Consider the following 16,758-nt stretch of genomic DNA (forward strand, 5'->3'; position numbering starts at 1 on the left):
GATAAGATGCTTCGTTCCTCAGCATAACAAGCTGGGTTGGCTTAGAAGTCCTCGTCCAGCGAGAAGGCGTTTTCCGTCCGCTCACTCATTACGCCGGCTTTCTGGTACTCAGCCACGCGCTTCTCGAAGAAGTTGGTTTTGCCCTGCACCGAAATCATCTCCATGAAGTCGAAGGGGTTGGCTGTGTTGTATATTTTGGCGCAGCCGAGCGACACCAGCAGGCGGTCGGCCACAAACTCGATGTAGTTCGCCATGTTCTTGGCGTTCATGCCAATGAGGCTCACCGGCAGAGCGTCGGTCACAAACTCCTGCTCGATGCGTACGGCGTCGGCGATGATGCTCTGCACCCGCTCGGGAGCCAGCTTGTTCTGGAGGTAGCCGTAGAGCAGGCAGGCGAAGTCGCAGTGCAGACCCTCGTCGCGCGAAATCAGTTCGTTCGAGAACGTCAGGCCGGGCATCAGGCCGCGCTTCTTCAGCCAGAAGATGCTGCAGAACGAGCCGGAGAAGAAAATGCCCTCCACGGCCGCGAAGGCGATGAGGCGCTCGGCGAAATTTTCCGAGTTAATCCATTTCAGGGCCCACTCGCCTTTTTTCTGCACGGCGGGTACCGTTTCGAGGGCGTTGAAGAGGTAGTCCTTCTCCTTGGGGTCCTTGATGTAAGTGTCAATCAGCAGCGAATAGGTCTCGCTGTGGATGTTTTCCATCATAATCTGGAAGCCGTAGAAGCAGCGTGCTTCGGGCATCTGCACCTCCTGCATGAAGTTCACGGCCAGGTTCTCGTTCACGATGCCATCGGAGGCGGCGAAGAAGGCCAGCACGTGCTTGATGAAGTGGCGCTCGTTGTCGTTCAGGTTGTTCCAGTCCTTCTGGTCCTGGCTCAGGTCGATTTCCTCGGCCGTCCAGAACGAGGCCTGCGACTTTTTGTAGTACTGCCACACCTCATCGTTCTGGATGGGGAAAAGCACGAAGCGGTTGGGGTTTTCGGCGAGGAGCGGTTCCATAGGAGTGCAGGGAATTGATGGCGGGTTGGAGCGGAAAAGGTGACGAGCTAACCTCGACGCGCCGGCAGATGTTTGGCGCAGACCGAGGAAAATAGGGTTGCGTTTCAACCTCAAATATAGCCCCCGCGGGAAAGCCAATTGCTACCGGACTTAGCTTTTTTGTTCAGTATTTTTTAGCTAAGCCCCTTTTTTTAATGTGCTGAAACCGGTAATTACTCCTTGAATCCGGCCCTGATTCGGATGAGTAAAGCGGGCTCAAAATCAATGCTTTTGAGCTGTTTATCCACATTCGGGCTGTGGATAAACCCACTTGTCCCCAAATGACCTGCTTTTCCGGCCGATTCAGCCAATTTTTTAATCCAGCCTTAATCTGGCCTTCACTTACCGGCAGGTGCATAAATGCGGCTCAGGGGTGGCCAGCCAATGACGATTAACAACTTAGGGTTTGGATTTTCCGAATCAAATCCGTACTTTTGCCTTCCCATTTCAGAAAAACCCGCGAAAGCTGATGTACGCAATTGTTAACATAGCTGGCCAGCAGACCAAGGTTGAGGCCAACAAATTCGTTTACGCTCACAAACTGGCCGGCAACGTTGGCGACGTCGTAACGCTGGGCAACGCCCTGCTGACCGATGACAACGGCACCCTGACCATCGGCGCGCCCGAGCTGAGCCTCGCCGTAACCGGCACCATCGTTGCCCATGTAAAAGGCGACAAAGTGTTGGTCTTCAAGAAGAAGCGTCGTAAAGGCTACCAGAAAATGAACGGCCACCGTCAGTCGTTCACCAAAGTAATGATTAACAGCATCGGTTAATTTGGTGCTTGGTTGTTAGCGCATGGTGCTTGGTTCATCGAACAAGCCCGGCGCAAACAAAAAGCCAAGCACAATGCACCAATAACTAAGCACTAAGCAAAATGGCTCACAAGAAAGGTGTCGGCTCGTCCAACAACGGCCGCGAATCGCATTCGAAACGTCTCGGCGTAAAAATCTTCGGCGGCCAGGCTCTGGTAGCTGGCAACATCATCGTGCGTCAGCGCGGCACCAAGCACCACCCCGGCGCTAACGTGGGCATGGGCAAGGACCACACGCTGTTCGCTCTCGTTGACGGGGAAGTGCAGTTCCGCAAGGGCCGCAAAGACCGTTCGCTCGTAACGGTTGTGCCCCGCGAAGTAGTATCGATGCCGGCTTAATTGCCAGCCGATTACAAGTAAAAAGGGCTGCTCCTACGGGGCAGCCCTTTTCGCGTTTGGCTTGGTTTAATGAGTTGCCAGAGCTGCTCGGGGGGCGAGTACTTATCGGGCCAGTCCGCCGCTGCCCGCGCCAGGTTGCGCATGGAGGTGGTAGAGGATGGGCTTGCTGGGGCTGGCATCGAGCTCGAGGCTGGTAATCTGAAGGTTAAGCAGGTAGAGGCCATCCCCGACTTCGTCGGGCACGAAGATGAGCTCGGTGATGGTGGCTTCGCGGCGGGGCTGGGCGGGATATTGCCAGAAGGCGTGATGGGCCAGCAGCTGGCCGGCATCCTCCTCGCGGTCGACGCTGGGCAAGTCGAGCAGGAAATGCCGGATGTTGTTTTCGGCCAGGTATTCGGCCAGCGCGGGCTCGACGTAGGTGGGATTGGTGCCGGAATACTGGTGGTGGCGCTTGGCAGCCCCGTTGGGCAGCGTGCGCAGCACCAACGCTTCGGGTAGGGCCCGGTCGGGCGGGCTCATCAGCGCAGCCTGCACGTCGGCTAAGTGCACCACGAGGTCGCCGTTAGGCTGCGGGCGTGGGGCCACGCTCACCACGCGGGCCACGAACAGGAAACGGCGCAGGCACTGATTAAGCGTGATGGTCGGGTCGGGCGAAATGTGGCCGTAGCACTCAGTGTGCGTGCCATTGCCGTGGGGGGTGACGTGAATACGCTGGTAATTGGTGCTGCCACCCAGGGCCACGCTGCCCACGAAGCTGCCCACCCGGATGGTATCGAACTGCACCGGCTCGGCCCAGAAGCAGTTCACTTGGTCGGGGCCGGGGGCCAGCGGCAATGAGATATCGAGGGGCGCGGCAGGGTCGTAGGAGTAGGAGCGGCCAGCGAAAGGATAGGTGGGAAGCATGGGCAAAGCAATGAGCAGTGAACGGTGGGCAATGAGCAAAAGAACGTCATGCTGAGCGCAGCCGAAGCATCGCTACCGCCATACTACATGAATTGCTTGAGGAGTAGAAGTGCTCCGGCTGCGCTCAGCATGATGTGCAAATCACGCGACTCTTTCCGCTTCCAATGCCAGCTGGTCCAGAATCCGGCTGATTTCGGCGGCGCGGCTGATGATGATGAGGTGGCCGCCAGGCAGTCGGTACTGGCTGTGGGCCGCGCCGTGGGGCAGCAGGCGGTCGTCGGTGCCGTGGATGCGAATGGTGGGCGAATCGGGGCGGCCGGGCCATTGCAGCAGGCGGGCCAGGGCCCAACGGGTAAAATGAGGGTCGGTGTCGCGAAGAATCTGATGGAGCAACTGGCGGTCGCGGGTGGTTTTCACCCCAAAAAACCAGCTGGCCAACCCGGGTAAGTGCGGCAGCAGCTGCGGCGGCAACAGCCGGTAGAGGCCGGTGGCGCGGGCCAGGCGGCCCAACCAGGGCAGCTCGCGCGGGTGGGCGAAGCTGGAAATGAGGACGATGCGGGCCAGCGGGCGCAGCTGGGCAATTTCCAGGGCCAGCACGCCGCCGAACGACACGCCCACCAGCCAGCAGGGTTGCCCGGCGGGCACGGCTCCGGCGAGGCGGGCCGCATAGTGGGGCAGGGGTTCGGTGGGCGTTTGCGGGGGCAGCCAGCGGAGAACGTGGGTGGTGCCGGGCAGGCGCAGGAACTGGAAGACCCGCTCATCGGCCCCCAGGCCGGGAATGAGGTAGAAGACGGATGGCGCGGCCACGGTGGGCGCTAGGTATCGAGGCGCACGAACACGCCTTCGAGGTAGAAGATGTTGTGCGGCTGCGGGTCGTCGGGGTCGTCGGCTTCCAACTCACCATCCTCCGTGGCGGGGTAGGTCACGGATAGCTTCAGGGCCACGCTGGGCAGGGGCACGGGCGGGCGGTCGTCGGAATTATATTCGAGCAGCGCGGGCCAGTCGGCGGCAGCCAGGGCATCGGCTACTTCTTCCTGCAGGGCTTCGGCACGGGTATGGGCCAGTGAGAGCAGCGTATCGAGGGACTTGAAGGGTAGCGCGAGGTGAAAGAAATGCGGCTCGTTATCGAAGAAGGCAGTAGCCCACACGGTCACATCGTCGGTATTGTCGAAGACGATGGCCACCAGGTGAATCTGCTCGACGAAAAAGTCGGCGTCGTCGGCAATGCAGTCGCTCAGAAGTTTCATTCGGCTACGGCAGGGGTTTGGAACAGCTCCAGCGTAATGTGGTCGGCCAGCAGCTTGCCGGCATCGGTCAAGGTAAGCACTTCGTTCTGAATGCGGGCCCAGCCATTGGTTTGCAGCTCGGCGAGGTAGGCGGCCCGGGAGGACGGCAGGTCGAGGCCATGGTGGGTGCGCAGGTGGGCTAGGTCGCAGCCGCGCGCGGTGCGCAGGGTGGTGAGCAGGTACTCGTTGGCCCGGTCGGTAGCGCTGAGCTGGTCCACGGTCACGGGCACTTCGCCGCGCTCGAGCACGGCCGCCACGTACTGCGGGTTGTTGGCCACGGTAAACTGGCGGTTGCGGCCGTCGTAGCTGTGGGCGCTGGGGCCGAGGCCGAGGTAGGGCACCCCGCGCCAATAGTTGCTGTTGTGGCGGCTCTCGCGGCCGGGCTGGCAGAAGTTGCTGATTTCGTACTGCGTGTAGCCGTGGGCGCGCATGGCGGCCAGCAGCATCTCAAACTGCGTGGCCACGAACTCATCGGGCGCGGCCTTGAAGGTGCCTTTTTGCAGGCGATGGCCGAAAGCCGTGCCGGGCTCGATGGTGAGGGCGTAGGCCGATACGTGCGGCACGCCTAGCGCAAAAGCGTTGGCCAGGTCGGCTTCCCAGATGTGGTGGCCCGGCGCGGGCACGCCGTAAATCAGGTCAATGGAAATGTTCTCGAAGCCCGCATCCTGCGCCCGGCGTACGGCCGTGGTGGATTCTTCGGCGGTATGGGCGCGGTTCATCAGCCGCAGGTGGGGCTCGTAGAAGCTTTGCAGGCCGATGCTGAGGCGGTTGATGCCAGCAGCCTTGAACTCCGCTAGCTTTTCGGGGCTAAGGTCATCGGGGTTAGCTTCGAGGGTGATTTCGGCCTGCGGCGAAACCGCAAAATGGCGGTGAATGGCGGCGAAAATCTGGCTCAGCTCGGCGGCCGTGAGCAGCGACGGGGTGCCGCCGCCAAAATAAATGGTTTCGAGCGTGGTATCGGCGGGCAGGTAGGCACGGCGCAGCTCCAGCTCGCGCACAATGGCATCGACCAGCCGGCTTTTCAACCCCAGCGAAGTGCTGAAGTGGAAATCGCAGTAGTGGCAGGCCTGCTTGCAGAAGGGGATGTGGAGGTAGAGGCCGGCCATATGAAACGGAAGCCCGTGAAAACAGGCCCCACTAAAGTGAGATTGGGCAAAGCAGCAGGTCGGCGCGCAATACGGGGAATGCCGATTACAAAGGTAAAAGACCCGGCTTCGATAGCTGGTGAATGGATAGTGAGCAACCTTTGGAGGGACAGTCCGGTCTTGCCTGTATGCGCTGCCTGACAACGGCTTGTCGCAACGATAGTGGCTACTTATTGATTGGTTATCGAATTGTGCTTCAATCATATTTGCTTACTATTGCCGTTATCGAATCTTTCACGGGTACTACCTGCCTACTTATGAAATTTCCTTTCCGCATGCCTGCTGCCAGCACCCTGTTTGCGCTGGTGCTCTTCTTCCATTTCTGCCCGCCTGGTAATGCCCAGCAGCTCGACCCGGCTTTTGTGCGCACGCAGCTCACGGCTCCCATCATGTCGGACAACGCGGTGCAACAGGCCGACGGCCGGCTAATAGTTTCCGTCATCGGCTCCCCGTTTTACAACGGGGAGCCAGTATCCCACATTGTTCGTCTGAACCTGGACGGTACCCGCGATGCCTCGTTCGGTACGCATTGGCTCGGCGGCATAGGCGGGGCAATGCAATCGATGCGGATGTTTCCGAACGGCAAGGTGCTGCTCGTGGGCCCCAGCATTGGCGTTACCGAGTCGCTGGGCGGGCTGGATTTGATAAGCCAGAATTCGGTGCTCGTGCTGCAAGCCAACGGCGACCTCGACCGTAACTACTATTTCAATGGCAATGGCAGTGCCCTCACGGGCGAAGTGCAACCCGATGGCAAGGTGGTGATAGGGGGTGATTTTACCGTTTACAGCGGCGTCGCCACCGGGCGCATGGTTCGCCTGCTGGCTAATGGCCAGCCCGACCCCAGCTTTGTGCCATCGGGCTTCAACGGGGCCGTGAAAACCATTCGGATTCTGGCCGATGGGCGCATGCTGGTGAGCGGCAACTTCACTGCCTATGGCAACACGCCCGCGGTGCACCTAGCCCGCCTGCTGGCCAACGGCAGCCTCGACCCCAGCTTCAATGCCCACCTGACGGGCACCGATTCATTCAACACCTTCGGGGTGCAGCCCGATGGCAAAATCATTTATACCAACACCAGCAATAGCACCGGCCAGTTGGTGGGCAGCCTGCATCGCCTGCTGCCTGATGGGGCCGTCGATAATGCTTTTGCGGTCGGCACGCTGGGTCTGGTGGGCTATGCCCCTGCATTAACGGTCCAGCCCGATGGAGGAATTTTGCTAGCCGGCAATTTTACGCAATTCAACGGGCAGCCCAGCCCGGGTCTGGTGCGGGTGTTGCCTTCCGGCGTGCGCGACCCGGCCGCCGCCCTGGGGGCTGATATGACTGGGGTGCCCGATGCCATTTGCTTGCTTCAGGATGGCAGCGCGCTGGTGTGTGGCTCGTTCACCTCGTTCAACAACCGCCCGACGGGCCTGGTCAAGCTGTTGCCCACCGGACAGATTGACCCTTCCTTCAGCCTGCGCGTCGGCACCAATGGCCGGGCGCTGACTTCACTACGCTTGCCTACGGGCAAAATTCTGGTGGGGGGCAGCTTCAATAATATCAATGGCGTGGCAGTAACCAATCTGGCCTTGCTGAATGCGGATGGTAGCGTCGACCAGGCTTATACCCAGCGCCTGCCCGCGCTCAACGGCGATGTGCAAACCCTGGCTCAAGGCCCGCAAAATACTGTGTACGTAGGCGGCAGCTTTTACGAAATCGCTAATCCGGCGCATCGTCTGCTGCTGCGGCTTAATGCCGATGGCACGCAGGACGGCAGCTCGCTCATTCCAACCTCAACCGGGGCCGTTTCGGTCCTGGCTGCCTACCCCGATGGCCGGTTGTTGGTAGGCGGCACTTTCAATGGCCAGCGGCCCGTGTTGTTTCGGCTCACCGCGCAACATGCCCTCGACCCCAGCTTTAAAGCAGGCTTCGGCACCTTCGTGTACTCCACCACCGCTCTGGTGCTGGAGCGCGACGAAAACCTGGCGCTACTCACCAGTACGACTGCCTGGCAAATGAGTGCGAACGGTACCACCACCGGCCGCGCCAATAGTGTGCCGCGCTACCTGCATGCCATTGCGGTGCAGCCCGATGGGCGCATTTTGATTGGGGGCGAATTCTCGTCGTTTGCGGGGTCGGCCCGCAACTCGATTGCCCGCCTATTGCCGACGGGCGAGTTGGATAATACCTTCGAAGCCGGCACTATTTTTATGCAGAACAACATTGCGCGCGTTACGGCGCTGGCTGTGCAGGACGATGGCCGCATTTTGTGCGGGGGCTTTTTCACCAGTATCAACGGCCAGCCTCACCAGTCGCTGGCCCGCCTGCTTGCCAGCGGGCAGCTGGATAATACCTTCGCTAACACGGCCCCCGTAACGCCCGATGTTGCTTTCCTGGCGATTCACCCGGGCGGTCGGTTACTGGTGGGCGCTAGCGCCTTCATCCCACAACAAGCTAACCCGTTGCGTACGCTGGGCCTCACCTGCCTGCTCGTTCCTGGCCTTACCGGCGCAGCCCCCGCCGGGCCGCTCGCAGCGGCGGCTCCCAGTATTAATGCTGGCATCACGCTGTTTCCGAGCATAACCAGCGATGGTTTTACGGTGCAGGCCGCCTCAACTACTACCCAACTGCAGGTAACCGTTTATGACATGCTTGGCCGGCGAATACAAGCGGCCAATGCCGCCAGCAACGTGCTGCAGGTATCGGTGGCCCACTTGGCGGCGGCGGCCTACGTTGTGCGCATTGCCTCCAACCAGGGCACCGTATACCGAAAAATTGTAGTGCGTCGCTGAAGCGCCTGCGGGCGGGCCCATACCTCAGCTTCTACCTTCGGGAAATTAAATACCCGCTTTCGCGTTGTGCCTTCCGATGACTAGGGTTTTGTTGTATTTGTGGGGAATGCTCTTGCTGCTGGCCGGCCCGGCCGCCCGCGCCCAAACGCCCAGCCTCAACCCTGCCAATCCTAACCAACCCAGCCTCGCCAGCCCGCCGCTGCCGCCGCGCCCGGCGGCACCCGCTGCCTCGGCCGCCGGCCCGCGCGCCCCGGCCCACCCGCGCGTGCTGCTGCTCGAAGCCGAAGCCGCCGACCGGCCCTTGCTGCGCCGCTACAAGCTGCGCGGTACCGTGCCCGACTCGCTGAGCGCCCTGCGCACCATCCGTGAGCTGGTGCTGGGCCTGCAGGGCGATGCCTACCTCACGGCTTCGGCCGATGAGCTGCACTGGACCCGCGACACGGTGCGGGTACGCCTGTACGTGGGCGAGCAGTTCCGCTGGGCCTACCTGCGCAACGGCAACCTCGGCGACGGCCTGCTGACCCGGGCCGGCTACCGCGAGAAGTTTTTCCGGGGTACGCCCTTCGTGCCCGCCGACTGGGTACGGCTGCAGGAGCGCATCCTCACTGAGGCCGAGAACCAGGGTTTCCCGTTTGCCACCGTCGGCCTCGATTCCATTCATCTTGATGGAAATGCCATTGCCGGGCGCGTGGTGCTGAAGCGGGGCCGGGCCGTGGTGTTCGACTCGCTGCAAATCGTGGGCAACACCAAAACCAAGAAGCGCTTTCTCACCAAGTACCTGCAGCTGTTTCCGGGCCAGCCCTTCAGCCAGCAGCGCGTGGATGCCGCCGCCCAGCTGCTGCGCCAGCTGCCCTACGTGAAGCTGCGCGCCGAGCCCGAAGTGCGCTTTGCCCTGGGCCGGGCCCGGGTGTACCTGCTGCTTGACGAGCGACCCAGCAACCAGTTCGACGCCATTGTGGGCATTCTGCCCAATGCCAACGCCCGGCAGACCGGCGTGCAGTTCACCGGCGATGTCACCATCAACCTGCGCAACATCAAGGGCGGCGGCAAGCAGGTGGGGCTGCAATGGCGCAAAACCGATGCCCTCTCGCAGTTGCTCGATGTGCAGTACGTGCACCCCAACTTCTTCGGCACGCCCTTCGAGGTGTCCGCCAGCTTCAACCTCTACAAGCAAACCGATGCCTTTCTCACCCTGCGGCCCCGCGTGCAGGTGAGCTACCCCACCGCCCGGGCCGGCCGCATAAGCTTCTTCTTTGAGCAGCGCAGCTCCTACCTGCTCTATGACAGCACTGCCTACGCCAACCTGCGCCAGCTGCCCGAAAACATCGACTCCCAGTTCAACTCCTACGGCCTGAACTACACCTGGAACAGCCTCGACGACTTGTTCTTTCCGCACCGGGGCTACCTGCTGAGTGGCCAGGGGGCGGTGGGCACCAAAACCATCGCCCGTAACTCCAGCATTAAGGACGAATTCTATGGCGGCATTGGCCTGCGCTCCACGCAATACGCCTTCATCCTGCGGGCCGAGCGCTACTTCCCGGTGCAGCGGGCGGGCGTGCTGCTGTTGCGCCTGCGGGGCGAAAGCCTGCAAAATCCGCAGCTTTTCATCAACGACTTATACCGGCTGGGCGGGCTGAACTCGCTGCGTGGCTTCAACGAAAACCAGTTCTACACCAGCACCTACGCCGTGGCCACGGCCGAATTCCGGCAGTTTATCGGGCCCGATTCGTACGCCTTCCTGTTTGCCGACCAGGCGTATCTGCGCCGCGACCTGGCCAACCCCACCGCCAACCAACCCACCGGCCTGGGTGCCGGCCTCAGCTTTCGCACGCCGGCGGGGCTGTTCCAATTCGTGTACTCGGTGGGCCGGGCCAACGGGCAGGGGTTCGACGTGAAATCGTCGAAGATTCACTTCGGCCTGACCAGCCGGTTTTAGGCCTGCCGCCATATCGTCTGGGTTTTTTGGGAACTAAAATGGTTTCCCGCCACAGTGGCGGGAAGTAGAAAAAGTGCCCCTTGCAATCCGTCAATTCGACTGATATTCAATGCAGATAAGCCCTGATTCAGATTGGTACATCATTTGCAATTGTCGACTCGAAGCCGCCCCTATTTGCGACTCCCTGCCATGAAACTTATTAGCTCGAAATTTATCCACAGCATTGCCCCCCAGCTCGACCTGCTCAACACCATCGGTGGCGGCGTGGCCCAGCCCCAGCTGCGCATCGACCAGCACCCGAAGGGGGTGATTGTGCGGGTGGCCATGCCCACCGTCTCGGCCGACAGCTTTCGCGTAGTACTCAACCAAAACAAGCTCACCGTCTTCAGCGAGTACCGCCACGAGCCCGACGACGAGCTCGCCGCTCCCTTGTTCGTGCAAACGCTGGAGCTTCCGGCCAACCTCGACGCCGCCCGCATCGATGCCATTCACGAAGGCCAGGAGCTGCGCGTGCGCATTCCTTTTATAAACCCCAACAGCCAGCAGCGCGAAATCGACATCAAGCGCGAAGAGTAGTGGACAAGCAGTAGTGGGTAGTGAGAAAGTAGCGCAAGGTTTCCATCTAACTACTCACTACTGCTTGCTCAATATCGTTAGCTACCAACTATATAACGCCGGGACCGACCGGCACCCGCAGTCCACTGATATCGCCGGGACCGACCGGCTGCTTACCGAATTCATCTGGATTTTCACTCTTGAGCCACCGCCCGCAGCGGTGGTTTTGTTTTTTACCCGAACAAGGGAATAATCAGCACGAAGCTCATGGCTAGGGCCAGGTAAAACCAGCCCATCACTTGGCCCCGGTAGCGGCGCGGCAGGCGGTTGCTGAGTACCAGCATGGCCGCAATCACGAGCACGAGGTGCGCCACGAAGAACACCATGGTTTTTACCCAGTTGCTCACGATGGTATTTTCGGGCTGGTCCTGGTTGCTTTCGCCCAGGCCCGAGGTAAGATAGCGCAGCCCATAGAAGGCCACTACTTCGAAGGCCAAAAACCAGCAGAAACCTGCCAGCAGCGCCCGTCCGGACGATTTTTCGGAGATGTCGGCCATGGCGGTTAGGGGCGGGGGCGGCCCTGCACTTCGGCGCTGCGGGCCTTGATGTACAGTTCCTCAACCTTGGTGCGGGCCCAGGGCGTGCGCCGCAAAAACGTGAGGCTGGATTTGATGCTCGGGTTATCGGCGAAGCAGTTCATGCGCAGGCGGGCATCGAGCTCGGGCCAGCCGTAGGCGGCCACGAGATATTCGAGAATCTGGGCGAGCTTGACGCCGTGCAGCTCGCTGATTAGGTGGCCGGATTCGTCGCGGGCATCGGCGGCGCGGAGGAAGGACATGGGCGAAATTGGTCGACGGAAAGTGCAAAGTTGGCGAAAAGCCGGGGGCCGTGGGCACGATGAGCGCGGGCCGGTCGTTATTTTTGACCGCCGTTCGTTTATGCCATCGTCTCCGCTCGCCCCTTCCGCCTCCCGCTCCGTGCGCCGCGCTGCCCCGCGTCGGCTTTGGTGGCGCGGGCTGTTGGCGGCGGCGCTGCTGGCAACGTTACTGGCTGGCTACTATTACGTTCGGCACCAGGTGCAGCTGAACCGCTACGCCCGCCGGGCCTGGGCCACGTTCACGAAAAACGGCCTCACCGGGCGCGAAAAAACACCGCTTCTGGCTGGCTACTCAGTACACGGCATCGATGTGTCGGCCTACCAGGGCCGCATCGACTGGCCAGAGGTGGCGCGCAATAAGGTGAGCTTCGCCTTCATCAAGGCCAGTGAGGGAGCCACGCTGCGCGACCCGCGCTTTGCCCGCAACTGGCGCGAGGCCCGCAAGGCCGGCGTGCTTTGCGGGGCCTACCACTACTTCCAGCCCAACCGCGACGGCCAAACTCAGGCCGACCTGTTTGCCCGCACCGTGCCGCTGGCCCCCGGCGACCTACCCCCGGTACTCGACGTGGAAGCCGCCAATTTCCACGACGTGGCCGTGATGCGCCGCGAAGTAGCCCGCTGGCTGCGCCTCGTGGAGGCGCACTATGGTGTGCGGCCCATCCTCTATTCCAACCACAGCTTCTATCAGCAGCACCTGGCCGGGCACTTCGACGACTACCCGCTGTGGCTGGCCCACTACGAAGTGGCCAGCCCCAAGCTGGCCCGCAGCAAGTGGATAATTTGGCAGCATTCCGACGAAGCCTACGTGCCCGGCATTCGGGGAGTAGTCGATTTCAACGTGTTCCAGGGTAATTTTGAAGCGTTGCAGGCCCTGCGGGTGCCCGCTATACCAGCCGCTCCGGCCGGGCGCAGCAGCCCCCGCCCGGCCGCACGCACGCGGTAGCCGGTCCCAAAAAACCGCCCGGCTTCGCGGCCCCCGCGGGGCCCCGAAACCGGGCGGCCAGCCTAGCGGCTACGGCGAAGCCTACATTTTGGTCTTCGTCGTCATTTTGGTGCTGTGCATTTTGCCGTGGTGCATCCGGCCGCCTTTGGCTTCCATTTTGTCCTCCTTCATTTCCATTTTCTTGGTTTCCATCTTCTCTTCGGTTTTGGATTCCATTTTACCGTTCTTCATCGGCTTGGTGGTTTGAGCGTTGGCGGCGAAGCAAAAACCGGTCAGGGCAATGGCAGCAGCGACTTTCAGGGCATTTTTCATGGTAATGGTTGAAATGGGTTGGTTGAAATATGCCGAAAGTTTGGGCCTAACTTTGAAGTTGAGATGAAGTTGACACAACAAGCCAAAATTCTGTATATCAGGCAGTGGTCGCGGTTCTTACTGCTGACGGTGCTGCTGGGGGCAGCCTCGTGCCGGGGCAGCCGCGACGCGGCCCCCGGCCGGGGGCATGCGGCCGCGCGTGGGGCCGTGCAAAAGGGCCTGGGCTCGTACTACGCCAGCAAGTTCAATGGCCGGGCCACGGCCAGCGGCACCACCTACCGCCCCGGCGGCCTGACGGCCGCCCACAACACGCTGCCTTTCGGCACGCTCATCCGCGTGACCAATACCCGCAATGGCCGCTCCGTCGAAGTGACCGTCACCGACCGCGGCCCGCACACCAAGGGCTACATCGTGGATGTGTCGCACCGCGCGGCCGTGCAGCTCGATATTATCGAGGCCGGTGTAGTGCCCGTTGAAGTAAGTGTAGTGCGCCCCGCCCCGGGAAACCGCTAAATTTGCCCACTCATTTTCCGTTGCCCGCCGCTCTCCCCGCCATGAACATTCGTAAAAAAGTAACCTGGACGCTGCCCGTCGGCCTCAACCGCTATGCCGCCCTCGATAGCTGGGTGGCTGCCGCGGAGGATGAGGACTGGTCGGAAGCCGAAATTCAATTCGTCATCGACGAAGTAGTGGAAGCTGAAGATGATGCTGCCGGCCTGGCCGTATTAACCTGGTATTCGCGCTCTTAAGCGCGGCTCCGGCCCAGTTAGGCCAAGCATTAAGTTGCACATAACGGAGAGTTTTCGACCGCCCAATGGGCAGGCAGCACAGCTGCGCGCAGTCCTCCGAACCACTATCGCCCAGCAGATAGCACTATTCACCCAGAAAATTTAATCATTCACGGGTTTGATAATGACTTATTTGATTTGTAATTGTATTTTTAATAATATCAAGATGATTTAAACAGGTTATTGTTTTATTAATGGCTCAGCCCATTTCTTCGCCATGAACAAGCTTATCGGTCTGCTGGCAATTCTGTTCTTGTTCAGTAGCGCGCTGTGGGCTGCGCCGTCCGTCACGCCGCCCTTGCTGGGCCAATGGGCCGGGGTGCTGGCAGTGCCGGGTGGTAGCCGCCAGGTCAGCATCCTCGTCAGCCAACAGGCCGATGGAACACCAACGGCGCTATTGCACATTGATGCGCAGCGCCTTAACAACAGCCCAATGCGCGTGCGGAGCGGCCCCGACAGCGTCACGTTTATGGCTGACCAGGCTGGCTGCCGCTTTGCCGCCCTGCCCGTGGCCAATGGCCAGCGCCTGCGCGGCACCTGGCAGCAGCCGGGTTTTCGTACGGTGCTGGTGCTCGAACACGTGGCGGGTACTGGCTCGGAGTCGGTAGCAACCGCCACCTTCGCCACCGAAGAAGTGCACGTGAGCAGCCCCAGTAGCCCCAATCCTGAGTTGGGCCTGGGTGGGGTGTTGCGCCGCCCCGCCGGTGCCGGCCCTTTTGCGGCCGTGCTGCTGTTGCCCGACGCGGTGCCGGCCAGCGCCAGCAGTTCGGAAGCGGGCAGCTATCGCCTGCTCGACAACCTAGCCGACTACCTGTTGGGCCAGGGCCTAGCCGTGCTGCGCCTCGATGACCGTGGGGTGGGCCGCTCTTCGGCGCTGCCCGCTGCTACGGCCAGTGCCGAGCTGGCCGCCGATGCGCAATCGGCGCTCAATTTTCTGCGCTCGCGGCCGGGCATCGACCCAATGCGCGTGGGGGTGCTGGGCCACGGCGAAGGTGCCAACGTTGCGCTTCTGACTGCCACCTACGCTCCGGCACCTGCCTTTGTGGTGGCCCTGGCTGCGGCCGGCGTGAGTGGCCAGGAGCTGCTGGCCCGCCAAACTTCTTTGGTAAACCGCCCAGGCGAGCCGGATACCGCCCAGTGGACCTGGCAAACCCGCTGCGCCCAGCGCATGGCCCAAGCCCGGCGCGAGGCCAAGCAGCAGCTGGCGGCCGGCGCTACGCCCGAGCAAGTGCAGGTGCGCGTGGCCCAGGAGCAGCTGCGCCTGACTACTGAAGCCCGCAAACGCAACGAAACGCTGTATAAGCGCCAATTCGCGCTGCTCGAAATTATTCGGCAAACGGCTGATAATGCGCAGGCCCAGGCCATCGTGGCCAATATGTTTCGCCAGATTTACCCGGGCCTGGCCCCGGCCACGGCCCAGGCCCGGGCCGGGCAGCTTACCAACACTTGGTATCGTTCGCTACTGGCTTTCAACCCGCAGGCCGAACTGGCCAAAGTGGGCTGCCCGACGTTGCTGTTGCACGGTGCGGCCGACGCCCAAGTGCCGGCCGCCACTAACCTAACGGCCCTCGAAAAAGGGTTTAAAGGGAGCAAGCTGGCCACCACTCAGCAGCTGGATGGCGTAACGCACGATTTTCAGACGGCTGTGGGCGAGCGCGCCCTACTGGCCGGAACCACGACTCCCACCACTACGTCGACCGATGCACTGGAAGCCGTGGGTGAATGGGTTGCCAAACGCTTGAAATAACTTCCGAAAGCAGCCGGGAGACTAACGCACCCGGCGAGCCGGCGCTATGGCCTCGCGCAGCCAGCGGCCCGCCAGCCCGGCTAGCCCCCCGGCCAGGCCCATAACCAGCGTCGTGACCAGTACCAGCATGGGCACCGAGCCGCCCAGCGGCAGCAGCTGGGCCACGCGGTGCGCCAGCAGGCCATTGTTCTGAAAAGCCAGCCACGCGGCCGGCACCAGCCAGCTTAGCCCCAGCCCCACGAAGCCCGCCAAGAAACCAGCCCGCCCCGACTGTGCCAGCCCGAAGCATGTGGCGAAAGCCAGCGCCACGGCACTCCACCACGGTAGCCCCAATTGCAAAACAGCGGCAAAAAGTGCCAGCAGCAGGGCCAGCACCCAAGAATTGCGTACGGAAAGCAAGGTAGGAGAAGCAGGAGCGGCAGGATTCATGCCGGCAAGGTAATAGGCCGGTTCCTACTTCGTTGTGGGTGGTCTCAGCCCATGGCGGGCATCAGCACCTCGGCGTCGTTATTCGCCGGGGAGTTCACGCGCTTGCCCACCACGTACTCGCGCATGGCGGCCGCCTCGTACGGCTGCAGAAGCTGCTGGTAGTCGGGTAGCCGATGGCCATCGGCGAGCCAGGCTTGCTCGGCGGCGCGGTCGCGCAGGATGACGGGCATGCGGTTGTGGATGCCGGCCATCAGTTCGTTGGGTTCGGTGGTGATGATGGTGAAGGTGGGGTGCAGCTCACCGGTGGCACGGTCCAGCCACTCGTCCCAGAGGCCGGCGAAGGCGAAGGGCTGCGCATCGCGCAACAAAATGCGGTGCGGCACTTTGCCCGCCGGCGTGGCCTGCCACTCATAAAAGCCGTCGGCCAGCACCAGGCAGCGCCGCCGCGCCAGCAGCATCCGGAAGCTGGGCTTGTCGGCCAGCGTTTCGGCCCGGGCATTGATAGGCTTGGGGCCGCCGGTGGGGTCGCGGCTCCAGGCCGGTACCAGCCCCCAGCGCAGCAGCTGAATCTGGCCGGGGGCCGCATTCGTGATAACGGGCAGGCGTTGCGAAGGGGCCGCGTTATAGGTTGGCGGGGTGGGTTCGCTGAATTCAGCTTGAAAGCGCTGCTCGACGGCTGGCGCTGGTACCACAAATGAATATCGACCGCACATAAGACCTCAGATTTAACGAATTTTAACGGACGAAACAGATTTTTGTGGTCGCCGTCCCGGATGAAAATTAATAGTTGCAGTAAAACAACAATGCCTCCCTGCGGGGCTAACCACAAGGAGGCATTCATACGGAACCACGAAAAATCTGTTTTAATCCG

The 16,758-nt window shown here is 61.5% G+C and carries 19 protein-coding genes; 9 read left to right on the forward strand and 10 right to left on the reverse strand.

Annotated elements, in window-relative coordinates; translation table 11 throughout:
• Positions 1–41: 41 nt before the first annotated feature.
• On the reverse strand, positions 42–1,001 hold the full coding sequence (locus ABIB44_RS08440; protein ID WP_354584200.1) for a ribonucleoside-diphosphate reductase small subunit: 960 nt from the start codon (positions 999–1,001) through the stop codon (positions 42–44).
• 508 nt (positions 1,002–1,509) lie between these two features.
• Here ABIB44_RS08440 and rplU point away from each other — a divergent pair.
• Complete coding sequence (gene rplU, locus ABIB44_RS08445) at positions 1,510–1,815, forward strand: 50S ribosomal protein L21 (RefSeq protein ID WP_354584201.1); 306 nt, start codon at positions 1,510–1,512, stop codon at positions 1,813–1,815.
• A 101-nt stretch (positions 1,816–1,916) separates the two neighbouring features.
• Positions 1,917–2,192: a 50S ribosomal protein L27 gene (gene rpmA, locus ABIB44_RS08450; protein WP_354584202.1), complete on the forward strand. Its 276-nt coding sequence runs from the start codon at positions 1,917–1,919 to the stop codon at positions 2,190–2,192.
• A 102-nt stretch (positions 2,193–2,294) separates the two neighbouring features.
• On the opposite strand, the gene ABIB44_RS08455 is transcribed toward rpmA, so the two are convergent.
• The 4 genes from ABIB44_RS08455 to hemW form a co-directional block, all read right to left on the reverse strand.
• Positions 2,295–3,095 (reverse strand): cyclase family protein, encoded by an 801-nt coding sequence (locus ABIB44_RS08455; RefSeq protein WP_354584203.1) that lies wholly within the window; start codon positions 3,093–3,095, stop codon positions 2,295–2,297.
• A 141-nt stretch (positions 3,096–3,236) separates the two neighbouring features.
• Positions 3,237–3,902, reverse strand: a complete 666-nt coding sequence (locus tag ABIB44_RS08460) for an alpha/beta hydrolase (RefSeq protein WP_354584204.1) — start codon at positions 3,900–3,902, stop codon at positions 3,237–3,239.
• A gap of 8 nt (positions 3,903–3,910) precedes the next feature.
• Positions 3,911–4,342: a hypothetical protein gene (locus tag ABIB44_RS08465; protein ID WP_354584205.1), complete on the reverse strand. Its 432-nt coding sequence runs from the start codon at positions 4,340–4,342 to the stop codon at positions 3,911–3,913.
• Positions 4,339–5,487 carry a radical SAM family heme chaperone HemW gene (hemW, locus tag ABIB44_RS08470; protein ID WP_354584206.1) on the reverse strand — a complete coding sequence of 383 codons (1,149 nt, stop codon included), beginning with the start codon at positions 5,485–5,487 and terminating at the stop codon, positions 4,339–4,341. Before hemW ends, ABIB44_RS08465 begins: the two co-directional genes overlap by 4 nt.
• 296 nt (positions 5,488–5,783) lie before the next feature.
• On the opposite strand from hemW, the gene ABIB44_RS08475 reads away from it, so the two are divergent.
• The 3 genes from ABIB44_RS08475 (at position 5,784) to ABIB44_RS08485 (ending at position 10,812) form a co-directional block, all read left to right on the forward strand.
• Positions 5,784–8,300: a T9SS type A sorting domain-containing protein gene (locus ABIB44_RS08475; RefSeq protein WP_354584207.1), complete on the forward strand. Its 2,517-nt coding sequence runs from the start codon at positions 5,784–5,786 to the stop codon at positions 8,298–8,300.
• Between the two features lie 106 nt (positions 8,301–8,406).
• A complete protein-coding gene (locus ABIB44_RS08480; protein ID WP_354584208.1) occupies positions 8,407–10,236 on the forward strand; it encodes a BamA/OMP85 family outer membrane protein in 1,830 nt (609 codons plus the stop codon).
• Positions 10,237–10,425: 189 nt separating this feature from the next.
• Complete coding sequence (locus ABIB44_RS08485; protein WP_354584209.1) at positions 10,426–10,812, forward strand: Hsp20/alpha crystallin family protein; 387 nt, start codon at positions 10,426–10,428, stop codon at positions 10,810–10,812.
• Between the two features lie 212 nt (positions 10,813–11,024).
• On the opposite strand, the gene ABIB44_RS08490 is transcribed toward ABIB44_RS08485, so the two are convergent.
• Both ABIB44_RS08490 and ABIB44_RS08495 read right to left on the reverse strand, forming a co-directional pair.
• A complete protein-coding gene (locus tag ABIB44_RS08490) occupies positions 11,025–11,348 on the reverse strand; it encodes a hypothetical protein (protein ID WP_354584210.1) in 324 nt (107 codons plus the stop codon).
• Between the two features lie 5 nt (positions 11,349–11,353).
• Positions 11,354–11,629 (reverse strand): VF530 family protein, encoded by a 276-nt coding sequence (locus tag ABIB44_RS08495; protein ID WP_354584211.1) that lies wholly within the window; start codon positions 11,627–11,629, stop codon positions 11,354–11,356.
• Positions 11,630–11,768: 139 nt separating this feature from the next.
• Between ABIB44_RS08495 and ABIB44_RS08500 the strand changes: the two genes are divergently transcribed.
• A complete protein-coding gene (locus tag ABIB44_RS08500; protein ID WP_354584212.1) occupies positions 11,769–12,611 on the forward strand; it encodes a glycoside hydrolase family 25 protein in 843 nt (280 codons plus the stop codon).
• Between the two features lie 81 nt (positions 12,612–12,692).
• Here ABIB44_RS08500 and ABIB44_RS08505 read toward each other — a convergent pair whose 3' ends face one another.
• On the reverse strand, positions 12,693–12,923 hold the full coding sequence (locus ABIB44_RS08505) for a hypothetical protein (RefSeq protein ID WP_354584213.1): 231 nt from the start codon (positions 12,921–12,923) through the stop codon (positions 12,693–12,695).
• 63 nt (positions 12,924–12,986) lie between these two features.
• On the opposite strand from ABIB44_RS08505, the gene ABIB44_RS08510 reads away from it, so the two are divergent.
• The 3 genes from ABIB44_RS08510 (at position 12,987) to ABIB44_RS08520 (ending at position 15,458) form a co-directional block, all read left to right on the forward strand.
• Entirely contained in the window at positions 12,987–13,436 is a 450-nt protein-coding gene (locus ABIB44_RS08510) for a septal ring lytic transglycosylase RlpA family protein (protein WP_354584214.1), read from the forward strand.
• Between the two features lie 41 nt (positions 13,437–13,477).
• Positions 13,478–13,672, forward strand: coding sequence for a hypothetical protein (locus tag ABIB44_RS08515; RefSeq protein WP_354584215.1), 195 nt, complete (start codon positions 13,478–13,480; stop codon positions 13,670–13,672).
• 256 nt (positions 13,673–13,928) lie between these two features.
• A complete protein-coding gene (locus ABIB44_RS08520) occupies positions 13,929–15,458 on the forward strand; it encodes an alpha/beta hydrolase (RefSeq protein WP_354584216.1) in 1,530 nt (509 codons plus the stop codon).
• Between the two features lie 21 nt (positions 15,459–15,479).
• On the opposite strand, the gene ABIB44_RS08525 is transcribed toward ABIB44_RS08520, so the two are convergent.
• Positions 15,480–15,887 (reverse strand): hypothetical protein, encoded by a 408-nt coding sequence (locus ABIB44_RS08525; RefSeq protein ID WP_354584217.1) that lies wholly within the window; start codon positions 15,885–15,887, stop codon positions 15,480–15,482.
• A gap of 44 nt (positions 15,888–15,931) precedes the next feature.
• Complete coding sequence (locus ABIB44_RS08530) at positions 15,932–16,600, reverse strand: SOS response-associated peptidase (RefSeq protein ID WP_354584218.1); 669 nt, start codon at positions 16,598–16,600, stop codon at positions 15,932–15,934.
• Positions 16,601–16,758 lie beyond the last annotated feature (158 nt).

This window comes from Hymenobacter sp. UYCo722 (assembly GCF_040547115.1).
In the GTDB taxonomy this organism is placed as follows: Bacteria; Bacteroidota; Bacteroidia; order Cytophagales; family Hymenobacteraceae; genus Hymenobacter.